The sequence below is a fragment of the Salipaludibacillus agaradhaerens genome (assembly GCF_002019735.1).
In the GTDB taxonomy this organism is placed as follows: domain Bacteria; phylum Bacillota; class Bacilli; order Bacillales; family Salisediminibacteriaceae; genus Salipaludibacillus; species Salipaludibacillus agaradhaerens.
The window spans coordinates 1,210,514-1,223,401 of sequence record NZ_KV917378.1 but is presented as its reverse complement, the minus strand read 5'-3'; the positions used below and the strand labels follow the sequence as shown (position 1 = coordinate 1,223,401).

13 protein-coding genes are annotated in these 12,888 nt (G+C 38.1%); 7 read left to right on the top strand and 6 right to left on the bottom strand.

Translation table 11 applies throughout. The features are described 5' to 3' along the window. The first annotated feature begins 71 nt into the window (after nt 1–71). Nucleotides 72–989, top strand: a complete 918-nt coding sequence (locus BK581_RS05900) for a ketopantoate reductase family protein (RefSeq protein WP_078577304.1) — start codon at nt 72–74, stop codon at nt 987–989. A gap of 60 nt (nt 990–1,049) precedes the next feature. Here the strand turns inward: BK581_RS05900 and BK581_RS05895 are convergent, their stop codons facing one another. Beyond that, nucleotides 1,050–2,006 carry a peptidoglycan-binding domain-containing protein gene (locus tag BK581_RS05895; RefSeq protein ID WP_078577303.1) on the bottom strand — a complete coding sequence of 319 codons (957 nt, stop codon included), beginning with the start codon at nt 2,004–2,006 and terminating at the stop codon, nt 1,050–1,052. A 157-nt stretch (nt 2,007–2,163) separates the two neighbouring features. Then, entirely contained in the window at nt 2,164–2,709 is a 546-nt protein-coding gene (locus BK581_RS05890) for a GNAT family N-acetyltransferase (RefSeq protein ID WP_078577302.1), read from the bottom strand. Nucleotides 2,710–3,268: 559 nt separating this feature from the next. Here BK581_RS05890 and map point away from each other — a divergent pair. The 4 genes from map (at nt 3,269) to BK581_RS05870 (ending at nt 6,815) form a co-directional block, all read left to right on the top strand. Next, nucleotides 3,269–4,039: a type I methionyl aminopeptidase gene (gene map, locus BK581_RS05885; RefSeq protein ID WP_078577301.1), complete on the top strand. Its 771-nt coding sequence runs from the start codon at nt 3,269–3,271 to the stop codon at nt 4,037–4,039. 89 nt (nt 4,040–4,128) lie between these two features. Beyond that, nucleotides 4,129–4,542, top strand: a complete 414-nt coding sequence (locus BK581_RS05880; protein ID WP_245828908.1) for a hypothetical protein — start codon at nt 4,129–4,131, stop codon at nt 4,540–4,542. Between the two features lie 655 nt (nt 4,543–5,197). Then, nucleotides 5,198–6,058, top strand: a complete 861-nt coding sequence (locus BK581_RS05875) for an STAS domain-containing protein (protein ID WP_169837564.1) — start codon at nt 5,198–5,200, stop codon at nt 6,056–6,058. A gap of 100 nt (nt 6,059–6,158) precedes the next feature. After that, the gene (locus BK581_RS05870) at nt 6,159–6,815 is read left to right on the top strand and encodes a CAP domain-containing protein (RefSeq protein ID WP_308240400.1); all 657 of its coding nucleotides are present in this window, start codon (nt 6,159–6,161) and stop codon (nt 6,813–6,815) included. Between the two features lie 307 nt (nt 6,816–7,122). Here the strand turns inward: BK581_RS05870 and splB are convergent, their stop codons facing one another. The 4 genes from splB to BK581_RS05850 form a co-directional block, all read right to left on the bottom strand. After that, nucleotides 7,123–8,151 carry a spore photoproduct lyase gene (gene splB, locus BK581_RS05865; protein ID WP_078577299.1) on the bottom strand — a complete coding sequence of 343 codons (1,029 nt, stop codon included), beginning with the start codon at nt 8,149–8,151 and terminating at the stop codon, nt 7,123–7,125. Next, nucleotides 8,151–8,426: a transcriptional regulator SplA domain-containing protein gene (locus BK581_RS05860; protein ID WP_078577298.1), complete on the bottom strand. Its 276-nt coding sequence runs from the start codon at nt 8,424–8,426 to the stop codon at nt 8,151–8,153. Before BK581_RS05860 ends, splB begins: the two co-directional genes overlap by 1 nt. A gap of 200 nt (nt 8,427–8,626) precedes the next feature. Beyond that, nucleotides 8,627–8,959 (bottom strand): phasin family protein, encoded by a 333-nt coding sequence (locus BK581_RS05855; RefSeq protein WP_078577297.1) that lies wholly within the window; start codon nt 8,957–8,959, stop codon nt 8,627–8,629. Between the two features lie 33 nt (nt 8,960–8,992). After that, the gene (locus BK581_RS05850; RefSeq protein ID WP_078577296.1) at nt 8,993–10,642 is read right to left on the bottom strand and encodes an ABC1 kinase family protein; all 1,650 of its coding nucleotides are present in this window, start codon (nt 10,640–10,642) and stop codon (nt 8,993–8,995) included. 174 nt (nt 10,643–10,816) lie between these two features. Here BK581_RS05850 and BK581_RS05845 point away from each other — a divergent pair, with 174 nt between their 5' ends. Both BK581_RS05845 and BK581_RS05840 read left to right on the top strand, forming a co-directional pair. Then, a complete protein-coding gene (locus BK581_RS05845; RefSeq protein ID WP_169837562.1) occupies nt 10,817–11,905 on the top strand; it encodes a carbohydrate kinase in 1,089 nt (362 codons plus the stop codon). An 11-nt stretch (nt 11,906–11,916) separates the two neighbouring features. Further along, nucleotides 11,917–12,849, top strand: coding sequence for a pseudouridine-5'-phosphate glycosidase (locus BK581_RS05840; RefSeq protein WP_078577294.1), 933 nt, complete (start codon nt 11,917–11,919; stop codon nt 12,847–12,849). The last annotated feature ends 39 nt before the right edge of the window (nt 12,850–12,888 follow it).

Below are 12,888 nucleotides of genomic sequence, written 5' to 3'. Positions count from 1 at the left end.
AAGCTAAAAGGAAATCATCATTTGGATGTGGAAAAAGATAATGACGTGAAAATGAGGAGGATGAAAAAAACATGAAAATATTAGTTTTAGGTGCTGGTGCAACAGGTGGGTATTTCGGTGGTCGACTTCTTGAAAAAGGGGAAGATGTAACATTTCTTGTAAGAGAAAAACGTCATAATCAACTAAAAGAAGAAGGATTAGTCATAAAAAGTGTGCATGGGGATGTGACATTAAAGCCACGGACACTTCTTACAGGAAGTGGTGATGAGCCGTTTGATGTGGTCATCATTGCTACAAAATCATATCATCTTCATGAAGCTTTACAAACAGTGGCACCGTTCGTCAGAGAATATACAACCATTATTCCGCTACTTAATGGTATAGAACATGTGGACGAGTTAACCGCTTATTATTCAAAAAATCAAGTGATGGGCGGCCTTTGTTTTATAGAGTCTACTTTAAACGAAAGAGGACATATTATTCAATCAAGTAGCGTGCATGAATTAACTTACGGGGAGTGGTCAGGGAAAAGGTCTCCTCGGACGAAGGAATTAGCGGCGATTTTTTCTGGAACGAAAGCATCTTTTCGTTTAAGTGATCAGATTGAACAAGATATGTGGCATAAGTATTTGTTCATTACAGTCCTTTCGGGCATAACATCCTTAATGCGATCAGCAATAGGGCCTATTCGAGATACACTTGAAGGAAGGACCTATATTCAGCAACTATTTGAAGAAGTGAGGATTACGATGACGGAGGAAGGGGCACCATTAGCTAATGGTATAGTTGAAAAGCAAATGAGGTTAATTGATAATGCTGATTTCTCCATGAAATCATCGATGCTGAGAGATATTGAAAAGCAACAACCTATTGAGGCAGATCATTTACAAGGTTATTTGCTATTGTTAGCAGAGCGGTTAGGGGTTGAAACACCACTATTAAGGCTGGTTTACCAGCATTTAAAAGTATATGAAAAGAATCTTGATTAAAAAGTGGTTTAATCAAGAAGCGAGGAGGTTGTCTAGATGACAACCTCCTCAGCATTATGCTTATGGTGTTTCAATAATAGTGACTTGAATGTCTTGTCGTCCAAAGGCGATTGCTTCTTCCTGAGAAGGGACATGTAAGTCGATGCGGTTTCCTGTAATAGCGCCACCTACATCACCGGCAATTGCTCGCCCATAACCTTCTACTTCTACAATTGAGCCTAATGGTATAACGGAAGGATCTACAGCAACAACTTTCTCATCTGGATTATTTCTTAGGTCAATCCCTGTTGCTGTAATGCCTGAGCAGCCCTCACAATAAGCTGTGTATGCTGTTGCTTCCATCGTCATTGTGCCTTCTGCTTCAGTATTAGAACTCGTTTCTTCATTGTTAGATTCAGCTTCAGCTGATTCATCATTAGCCTGAGATGTTGTGTCAACTGTTTCCTCTTGGCTTGCGTCTATATTGTTGTTGTATCTACTAGTTAGGTCATGTAAGGCTGCGTAAGTATGCGGACCTGCTATGCCTTCCTCATCTTCAACATCCTCTTCCTGTTGAAAGTGAATGAGAGCTTCTTCAGTAAGTTGGCCAAACTTACCGTCCAGATCACTATCATAATAGCCTAATTCAGCTAAGTCTTCCTGCAATGCGAGAACGAGGTCATTTTCGTCTCCTTGTTCAAGTCCAAGAAGTGCTCCTACTGTTTGGACACCTGCTAGCCCATCGACTAGCAGATCATATTCTTCTTGATAATCTTTTATAGCTTCCTTCGTGGCATCATCAAATTCAGAACTCCATTCGTCACTGTTCTCTGCTTTTTCGAGAAGCTCGTTTTCTTCAAGGAGTTCTTTAAGTTCCACGACATGCTCGTGGGATTTTCCTTTATATAGTAACTTTTCACCTAACTCTTCTTCTCCATCAGCTGCTTGAGCGTCTGTGCCTGTGAAGAAAATGGCGCCGGCTGCCACTGCTGAAATGCCCAATCGTTGAAAAGATCGGATTTTAGTATTTGGTTTCATAAATTGAAAACCTCCTTCATGTGTTTCCTCTTTCAACGATGCTTATCGTATCAACCCCTGGATAAAGGATCAATGGTTTCGGCTATGATTTAATGATTTGAAAAGGGATTGTCAAGGTCTGAAATGTCCCTGTCATTTATAAGAGAATGTTTCAAAGTTACTCATGGTTTAACGACATTGCTCGCCACTCATGTTCAAGAATACTCATTTCATACATTCCCCAATAGGCATTATCCACATTCACGTGATCACGAAAATAGCCTTCTTGAATAAACCCAAATTTTTCGTAAATATGTCTGGCTCGTATGTTTGTATCAAAAACGCCTAATGAGACTTTATGTAGTTGTAACGTGTTAAACGCATAGGAGAGTATTCTTTTTAATAATAAAGGTGTATATCCATTTTTACGTGCTTCAGGAGCTAACAATACTTTTCCAATACGGGCAGATTGATGCTGTAAATTCAGTTTTCCTAATGATATATGACCGATAGGGGAATCAGTAGTTTGAGAGAAAACGGTAAAAATGTGGACTTTCTGAGGCACTTCATAAGACGCAGTTATATAGTTAGTTAATTGCCTATCTGTTAAAGGGTAGTGAAATGATGGGCCTCCCCATTCCATTAATTGTGCTGGAGAAAAATTCTTCACCCATTGTTTTAAATAGATCGAATGTTCGTCAGTGTATGGCACAAGCTTAATCATATTAATCACTCCTTGTTTGAATTAATATTATGATTGTATGTCCAACTGAGAGGAAGCTTATCATTTATAGAGTGTTTCATAAAGTCAAATTATAAAGGATAATGTGATCTAAAACGACAATGTGAATATGAAAGGCCCTTTTCCTAGTTTTAAACATGATCGTGTTTAGTTGATTGAGAAGGGAAATTATTGGTATGATAGACCTTGATATAATAGGGGCTGATGTCGTGTGTGAGTATTATCTCACGGTTTTGTAATAAAAAAACTTTAAAAAAATGAAACAATAATCTGAAGGTGAAGGAAAAGAATTTTACTAAAGGTAAAATCAGAGTAAAATGTTAGATTCTAAAGGGTTTATGTATTCCACCTAGGAGTGTACTCTTCGCCACTAAAAGTGGAAATTAGAAAAGGATGTTCTGCACATGTAATGTACGCTTACATATGTGATGAGATATCATACAGAGGACGAATTGATGCAGTAAGTTACATGATATAGTTTATAACATATAGTGAACTAATTAATTGGTTATGTAATAAATGGCTAAAGGAGACGAGAGAGATGATTCAAAGAAAATCGGCACGCGAGATTGAAATGATGAAAGAGGCAGGAAAGCTAGTGGCAAGTATCCACCGTAAATTAGCAACACTGATAGAACCAGGTATTACAACACTTGAATTAGACGCATATGTAGAAAAAACCTTAACACAATTTGAAGCCAAACCGGCTCAAAAAGGCTATCAAGGCTATAAATTTGCTACGTGCGCCTCGATCAATGATGAGATATGCCATGGCTTTCCAAGAAAAACCCCTTTAAAAGAAGGTGATGTCGTGACAATGGATTTTGTTGTCGATTTAAACGGTGGTCTCGCTGATTCTGCTTGGACATATACGGTAGGAGAGGTGACGGAGGAAATTAAACAATTAAATAGCGTGACAGAGGCAGCGTTATATAAAGGAATTGAAGCAGCGGTTGCCGGGAATAGAGTGGGGGATATTGGTGCAGCGATCCAAGCTTATGTAGAGCCTTTTGGTTACGGGATCGTTCGTGATTTTGCCGGACATGGTATCGGTCCAACGATTCATGAAGAGCCTAACATCCCGCATTTTGGCTTGTCTGGTAAGGGGAAACGATTGAAAGAAGGGATGGTTATAACCATTGAGCCTATGATTAATGCAGGGGGATGGCAGTCTAAAATGGATGATAATGGTTGGACTGCTCGTACACGTGATGGCTCACTGTCAAGCCAATACGAACACACCCTTGTGATTACAGATGGGAAGCCAATTATTACAACTGACCAGGCACAAGACGGCCTCTTTGAGCTTTAAAACGGACTAAACACGATTGAAATAGGCAAGCACCACGTTTTCTCTCTGAACATAGGCTATAAAGAAACGAGAGGAAAGGAGAGACAAACGTGCATAACCGACAATTGCTTGATTGGTTATTACCGAGTTTTCCTGGATACCCAGGAGGATGGGGACCGATGTTTCCAGGGTTTGGCCCGCCACCGCGCCCACCATGGCAGCCTGACCCATGGACAGGAGGTGCACCGACAGAGGGACCTCCTCCAGGCCCGCCACCAGCTGTGCCACCACCTTCTGCTACAGGAGTAGGAGCGCCAGGAACTTTTGCTGTTGATCCAGGAGCTTTTCGGAGATGCTTAAATCGTTATACGTATGTGACGTTGAATGATGGAAGGCGATTTTGGTTTTGGCCCGTATTTATCGGTCGTACGTCCGTAGCGGGTTACCGTTGGCGTCCCCGTCAGTTTCGATGGGTATATATGGGGATTGATACTAATCAAATTAGATTTTTTCAATGTTCATAGTTTTACTCCCCCCGATTATTATCAGGGGGATTTTTATAGGGAGAGAAGATGTGGTCCGTAATTAAATAGAAGATAGCCTGCAATAGCTAAAATTAAAATGGTAATAAAGACTAGCCATTTATATCGGTATGAGCGTCGTCTTGAGGGAGCTTTTTCGATGCGAAAGTGACCATACATTGTTTGGGCTCCTTTCAAATGGAAGTTGGACTCTAAATACCTCTTTTAATAAGTTTTAAAACTAGTGAATGACAGTATTGATTTAACAACTGGATGATTTCATAACGATGCTTTTAAAGCAATAACACACTAATATGCAATAAATTTCTTATAATATACGGATGACAAAACGAACCTTCAATCATGACATTAGCGTCCGTTCTTTACCTCTCTTCTCAATTGTGAACCTAAAGTAGATAGGTGGACGAGCTAATTTCACTTAGCTTTGGAAGGATGACTGTTGCCTTTTACGAGTATATGTGTGATGGTTGTCAGTTACGACAAATTATTATTACGAAAGAAGTTATGTTTGATAGATCACTGAGAAAATGATATATCAATACCAATATAATGGATTTAGGAAAAAAGATGTTTAATAGTCTTTCGTTTGTGGTAAGTAGTTATGATGAACTTAAATTTGTTATGGGGGATAGAGCTTATGCCATCAAAATTTATGCAGAAAGCCGGAGAAAGACTAGTAGAAGAAAAAGAGCGTCTTGTTAAAGACGTGAGAGAGGCATTTTATCAAAAACATGAAAAAGCCAGTCAGGAATTATCTAAAGTGGAATCTAAAGATTATCTAGTTGAACTTTTACATAGAATTGGGCAGACACTGATAGAGATGAATGAATCGGGAGAAAAAGTTTATATTGAAGAGTGGGCAAAAAGATTTGGTAGACTAGCTGTGGAGTCAGGAGTATCCGTTGATAGGGCGATGCTTGTCCTCCCATTCCTTCGTAAAGAAATATATAATTTTATTAGGAAAGATTTTAAACAGATGAATATGCCATTGGAAGATTATTTTTATGTAGCAGATGTTATAAATCCGATGTTTGATCAAGTGGTATACTCATTTACACAAACATACGTCGAATACAACGAACAAACATTTAAACAGGCACAGGAAGAGTTAATGGAGCTCTCAGTCCCAGTAGTACCGCTTACAAAAGAGGTCGCTATTTTACCGATTATAGGTACGATCGACACATATCGATCAAAAGAGTTGTTAGAAAAATCATTAAATAGAGGGAGAGAGCTAGAGTTATCTTACTTAATTGTGGACCTTTCCGGTGTACATGTGATTGATACAGCAATCGCCCATAATTTATTTCAATTGAATGATGCTTTGAAGATTATCGGAGTGACTGCCGTTATTTCGGGACTTAGACCTGAACTTGTACAAACAATTGTTAATCTAGGTATTTCATTTAAACATATGCAAGTCGTGAGCAACCTCGAGCAAGCCTTGCAACTCACGGGTCTTAAAATTAAAGAAAATAGCCAGGTATTAAAGTTATAATATTATTTTACTATAAAAATTAGTCCTTTAGTGTTAATCCTTTATCTTCTCCTCAAAGTTAGATATCTATGGGATAATTGCCCTCAGGAGGTGTTGAAAAATGATGAAAAAAATTATTCCATCATTACTAGCTTTAGGATTAGTGTTGCCACTATTCGGTTCTGTGACTGAAGCCCAGTCTGTACACAGTGTAGAATCGGGTGATACGCTTTGGAGTATTTCCCAAAGCTATGATGTTTCTCTCTCTGAATTGGTAGAAGAAAATGACCTGTTTAAACCGTTCACTATTCAGACTGGTCAGGAGCTCTCAATTCCTACTAGTAGCCCTGAACTCACTAGCAATCAAGTAAAACAGGAAACTGATAGCAGCTTGTCTGAATTTGAACAAGAAGTCATACGTCTCACGAATGAAGAAAGAGAAAGCAGAGGCCTAGACTCATTTGACATAGCAGAAGATGTTTCAGAGGTTGCTAGAGTCAAATCTGAGGATATGAGGGATGACGATTACTTTTCACACACTAGTCCAACTTATGGCAGTCCTTTTGATATGCTGAGGAGCTTCGATATTTCCTATAGAAGTGCTGGAGAGAACATTGCAGCTGGACAAGCTACTCCAGAGCAGGTAGTAAATTCTTGGATGAATTCACCAGGGCACCGAGCGAATATTCTTAATAGTGATTTCACTCATATTGGTGTCGGTTATGCTGAGGGCGGCTCTTATCGTCACTACTGGACACAAATGTTTATCAGTCAATAATTAGAATTAAGAGGCTGTTCCAAAATGTCATCACTAATGACTTTTGGGGCGCCTCTCTTTATTTAGCTACTTTTCTTTTTCCCTTTTTTGATTCTTTTATGGATATTCCACTTTAAAAGGGATGGATAATACTAATGTGCCCCCATTTTGGTTGTTTTGGAAAGGTACTTTAAAGTTACATTTCTTCATAATTTAAAAATATTGCCTTGGTTATACAAAGTAAGGGGTAGTCCTGTCAGGACACCTCAGTGTAAAGAGTTGGTGACATCGTAAAGAGGATGAATAAAGAAGCGTTATACACTACGATTTACGTAAAATAGTCTACGTGAGCCTCTGGGAAAAAACGTTCTTGATAGTCATGAAGTGTTTTCTTGATATCCTCTTGTTCCTCTTGTTGATAAACATACTTTCCAATTCCATATTTCCCCCATTTATATTTACGTTTTTCTTCATCTAATTCAAGTTTTGTCATTGGGTAATTTTTTTGAATTACTCGTTTAGCTGGTTTTGTGAAACGATGTTGTATCAGTTCAAATGTGATGTCGTCGCGAATGTTATCAGGTAATTGACTATCTAATTTTTCGAACATATTTAAATAACCTTCTTTCCATCCGTCGTGCAAATAGATGGGGGCAATGATGAAGCCTAATGGATAGCCAGCTTCAGCAACTTTAACAGCGGCGTTAATACGTTCATTTAATGGAGAAGTACCTTGTTCAAAATGTTTGATCACATAGTCAGCATTAATGCTAAACCGAAAACGCGTTTTTCCTTGGTGATCAGCGTCTAATAAATGATCAACATGATGAAACTTTGTGACAAATCTCAGCTTTCCATGCTTTGTTTTTGCGAAAAATTCAATAGCATTTTTTAATGAGTGGGTTAAATGATCGATGCCGACAATATCTGATGTACATGCTGCTTCAAACCTCGTTTCTTCAGGGGCTCGCTCATTGATATAAGCATCCGCCGCTTCAAAGATTTCTTCTGTATTAACATAGGTACGGATGTATGGTTTGCTTCCCATTGTCGTTTGTAAATAACAATATTGACAATGCCCCATACAGCCAGTAGCAAGAGGAATAGCATATTCTGCCGATGGCTTCGAAGTATCAAATTTTAACGTTTTTCGTACCCCCACAACAAGAGTTGATTTTGCATTGCGGTATTTTTGCAGGTGAGTCTCCCCTGGAATATTACGAACTTGGTTATGTGAAGTTGTTGTGCGTATTTCAATACCCATATTAGTAAATTTTCGTTTTAATTCTACCCCTAATGGATACTCAAGAGCCCGTGGTTCAATATAGACAAGCTGAGGAACGAAAGGCTTTATCATTATTCGTAAGCCTCCTGAATTGGGTCTTCACTGGTATGAGAATAATTGGAGTTGAAAAAGGCATCATAGGCTTGTTCTGCCTCTTCATAACTTGCATACATAGCAAATTCATCTGACAGTGGGTAATATTCCTCACGGAAAAAAAGAGCTAACTGCCCAGGAGAATAGGGATTGTCTACAATGTGTGCTTCTTGGATATGAGCGACAGATTGTGTATGTGGGTTTCGTTGAATGACGAACACGTTATCACCAGAATGTAACTCACTGATGTTCATATGTGTCTCCTCCTCATTATTTTAAAGTACTTATAGATATTAGGTTGCTGCCTCTACTCTTCTTCTATTCATAGCAAAAATAAAACTCAAGATAATAGTGTTAATAAGTTTGCTTGGCAATAACGTGAAAAGGAGAAAATTGATTTAAAAGAAAAAGCCCTCTATCAAGGATAGAAGGGGCTCATTATAATTATATAGGATTAAGTTTCATCATCTTCAGTATTTTTTTGGTTTTCTAATGCTGCTAGCTTTAACTCTAAATCATTCACTTGATGACGCAGCTTCTCAAAATCATCGCGGGAAACAATGTTCAAGTCTTCCATAACTGACCGCATCTTATCTTTCGTTCTATTGCTCCATTGTTCTTCTGTTTCTTCTCCCTTTTTCAATAGTGATTGATATAAATCATCGGCTTCTTGTGGTGTTACTTTTCCTTTGACGAGAAGTTGATCAATATACTTTTCCACTTTTTCCTTACTTGACACTGCTGCACCTAAACCTAAGAGAAATCCTGTTTTAAGTAAATTATTCATGTTAAACTCCTCCTAAAATATAATTTAATTAAACTAGAAATAATGTGATTGTTTCGCTTTATTGATCCACCGTCTGTGAAGGAAAGTGGTCATAAGGCTTAAGCTAAAGGTAAGTCCGGTGAATGAGAGTGTTATAAACTGTAGTTGGTTGTTCCCTATAATAATCGAAATAAAATAAAAAGCAAGTGTCAGTAATAAAGACACATAAGATAGCGACATCATTAATAAGTAACGATGATGATCAAAGCGTTGGAATTGGCGGGTTTCTTCAGAACGTCGTTTAGATTCTGGTGCATGAAGCCATTCATTTAAGTTACGTGGCAAGGATAATAAAGGTTTCACAGACTCCTTAATAAAATGCCATTTTATATTTCCGGAACGCTCCTCATCCTTATCTAACCATTCACGTACCACCGGTTTTCCAAGAGCCATGAAGTCGATGTGAGGATCGATAATCGTTAACACACCTAATCCTATTGAGGTAGCTCTTCCTAAAAATGCAAACTCAGCAGGTAATTGAATAGGCTGTTCGCGCACAATTTGCTTTAAATCTTGAAAAATGCCTTCTACTAGCTTTTCGTCAAGGTGATGAATATCTTTTTCAATATACATATCAATATACGTTTTCAACAATGTTTGAAGCTTATGTTTATTAGCATGAGGTAATAAGAAACCAAGCTCCTTTAGTTGATTAATAACGAGATTATAATCATCCAATACAAAACCTTGAATCATTTGGCGAATATGTTGGGCATCCTCTTTAGAAATTTCTCCTACCATCCCAAAATCAAGAATCACAATCGTGCCATCTTGCGTAATGAGAATGTTACCTTGATGAGGGTCTGCATGAAACATACCATAATCAAACAGCTGATCAACAAAAAATTGAAATAACTTTCGTGCAGCTACTTTTCTATCAATTTTATGTTTATGTAGGAAAGGGATATCAGTCACTTTTCTTCCTTCAATCCATTCCATCACAAGTACTTTCCCTGTACTATATTCTTCGTAAAATTGAGGGATATAATAATCGGTACTATCGTGGAAACGCCTTTGGAAATATTGACCGTTCTTTAATTCTTTATAGTAATTGAGCTCATCTCCTATGATGGAAACAACTTCTTGATATAATGCTTCTGTATCTATTTCTCTTCCTATATTTGTGAATCTCTTAGTGATCCATAATACAATTCTTAAAGCCTTAAAGTCTGTATGAATTATTTTATAAATATTATGCCGTTGGATTTTAATGGCCACATCTTGTCCGTTCAGTAACGTGCCTTTAAATACCTCTCCGATAGAGGCGGAAGCTACTGGTTTGTCACTTATATATGACAAATGGCTGTCAAGAGTTTGTCCCCATTCTGCTTCAAGAATTTTTTTGGATATGTCTGATGGAACTGGGGGGACCTTATCAATGAGATCAGCTAATTCATTTAAAAAAACGTCTGGCATTATATCAGCACGGGTGCTGAGAAATTGTCCTACCTTAATCATTAATCCTTCTAATTTTATTGCATTCTCACGATATTCCACAGCTTGTTTTTTTAATAAAGCTTGCCATCTCTCATATGTAGTTGTTGTCCATGTTTTATGTTTTTTGTGGAAAAAATAAAGTTGTAACACAAATTTAAGAAACATTGTGACGATCACAGTGATGCGATAGAGAGGGAAGTTCTTCAAATTGACACCTCGTTTCAATTATATGACTTGTAGTTAGTTATATCATAAGTCTTTAAAGATTATATACCCCCAAGAAGGAAAATGTATGTTAATTTATTTTAAACAAACATTTGACTGAAAGACAAACATTAGTTTACAATAAAGATGCAAAGAGAACTGAGAGGAGGGATAATTTTGAATGAAAAAGAGCGTCAGATTATTGATCTTATTCGGCAAAATCCTTATATAACACAACAGGAGTTAGCAGAGCGTGTGAATATTTCTCGCTCGGCAGTAGCTGGCTATGTGTCTTCATTGATGAAAAATGGTGTTATTACAGGGCGGGCGTATGTACTCAATGATTTTAATAGAGTTCTCTGTATTGGCGGGGCTAATATGGACATTAAAGCGCGACTGTACAGCGAGTTTAAAGTGCATGATTCTAATCCTGTTAAAGTATCTGAATCTGTGGGTGGTGTAGCACGTAACATTGCTGAAAATCTAGGTAGTCTAAAAATGCCAGTTTCGCTTTTAACCTTTACTGGTGATGACTCAGAGGCAGCAAAAATCCGGGAAAACACTGAAGGCGTAGACTTTACAATATCTCAAGTAAAAAAAGGTGAAAGAACGGGTTCCTATACAGCCGTATTAAATGATACAAATGATCTCATGTTTGCTTTAGCAGATATGGAAATTTACGATATGGTGACAATTGACGATATAAAGCGATTAACTAAACATATTATGTCAGCAAATTTAGTTGTTTTAGATACAAACTTTCCAAAAGATGTGTTAGCTTATCTTTTACAAAAAAAATCGGATAAACAACGCTTCGTCCTAGTAACTGTGTCAGCCAAAAAAGTAAGTCGTCTTCCGGATGACTTATCAAATCTTGACTACTTAATCATGAATCGCGCCGAATTGGCCACTTTGCTTGAAAAAATGTCTTTATCACCTGATTGGAAAGGCCTTCAAGGAAAAATTGCTAAGGTGCAAGAAGCAGGGGTCAAAAATATTGTTGTCACAATGGGACAGGACGGTGCTTGTTATTTAAACGAAGAAGGAGAATACGGTGAGCTTCAAGCTTTACCAGCTGACATTAAAGATGTAACTGGAGCAGGAGATGCCTTTGCAGCTGGCGTTATATATGCACTTAATGAAGGGGCCACGTTAAAGCATGCTTGTGAGTGTGGGCTTCAGTTAGCAAGACAAACATTAGAAACTGATGAAAGTGTTGTAAAAACAAGAGATACTGACATGTTACAGCGCTTTATTAATAATTAAGGAGGATGACGATGTCGTTATCATATTATATCCAATTATCAGAAGAGGTAGCTCAAGCAAAACGGACTAACAAACCAGTTGTTGCTTTAGAATCCACAATTATTTCTCATGGGATGCCTTACCCACAAAATATTGAGACAGCAAGAAATGTTGAAAAAATTATACGTGATAAAGGGGCAGTTCCAGCTACAATAGCCATTATGGATGGGAAAATAAAAATTGGTTTATCGGATAGTGAACTGGTCCAGCTTGGGAAAGAAAAAGATGTAGAAAAAGTAAGCCGCCGCGATCTACCAGCCGTACTAGCAGCTAAAAAAACAGGTGCTACAACAGTAGCGGCCACAATGATATGTGCAGATTTAGCTGGAATTCGGGTATTTGTCACCGGTGGAATTGGTGGGGTGCACCGTGGGGCACAAGAAACGATGGATATCTCAGCTGATTTACAAGAATTGGCAAAGACGGATGTGGCGGTTGTATGCGCCGGGGCTAAATCTATTTTAGATATCGGCTTAACACTAGAGTATCTGGAAACCCAAGGAGTACCAGTTATTGGCTATCAAACGTCTGACTTTCCTGCCTTTTATACACGCCAAAGTGGCTACGGTGTAGATGTGCATGCTCAATCCGCTGAGGATATTGCCCATATGCTACATGTAAAATGGGAATTGAATTTGGAGGGAGGAGCAGTCATTGGAAACCCTGTACCAAGGGAACATGAGATGGACCCAAATGAGGTGAATAACATTATACATGATGCTGTAAAAGCGGCCAATGATGAAGGAATTACTGGAAAAGAGACAACGCCGTTTTTATTAAATCGCTTAAAAGAAATAAGTCAAGGAGCCACTTTAACAACAAATATAGCCCTTGTTGAAAATAATGCAGTGACAGGAGCAGACATTGCTTTAGCCTTAAATGCTTTGAAAACGACTAGTAACTAAGATAGAAGAGCTCGATATTCAAAATTTTAAGAGCTGGGA

Coding starts and splice junctions, on each gene's coding strand:
- BK581_RS05875 (WP_169837564.1), top strand. CDS start 5,198: ATGCCATCAAAATTTATGCAGAAAGCCGGAGAAAGACTAGTAGAAGAA.
- BK581_RS05855 (WP_078577297.1), bottom strand. CDS start 8,959: ATGAATAATTTACTTAAAACAGGATTTCTCTTAGGTTTAGGTGCAGCA.
- BK581_RS05840 (WP_078577294.1), top strand. CDS start 11,917: ATGTCGTTATCATATTATATCCAATTATCAGAAGAGGTAGCTCAAGCA.
- BK581_RS05860 (WP_078577298.1), bottom strand. CDS start 8,426: ATGAACATCAGTGAGTTACATTCTGGTGATAACGTGTTCGTCATTCAA.
- BK581_RS05890 (WP_078577302.1), bottom strand. CDS start 2,709: ATGATTAAGCTTGTGCCATACACTGACGAACATTCGATCTATTTAAAA.
- BK581_RS05870 (WP_308240400.1), top strand. CDS start 6,159: ATGATGAAAAAAATTATTCCATCATTACTAGCTTTAGGATTAGTGTTG.
- map (WP_078577301.1), top strand. CDS start 3,269: ATGATTCAAAGAAAATCGGCACGCGAGATTGAAATGATGAAAGAGGCA.
- BK581_RS05900 (WP_078577304.1), top strand. CDS start 72: ATGAAAATATTAGTTTTAGGTGCTGGTGCAACAGGTGGGTATTTCGGT.
- splB (WP_078577299.1), bottom strand. CDS start 8,151: ATGATAAAGCCTTTCGTTCCTCAGCTTGTCTATATTGAACCACGGGCT.
- BK581_RS05895 (WP_078577303.1), bottom strand. CDS start 2,006: ATGAAACCAAATACTAAAATCCGATCTTTTCAACGATTGGGCATTTCA.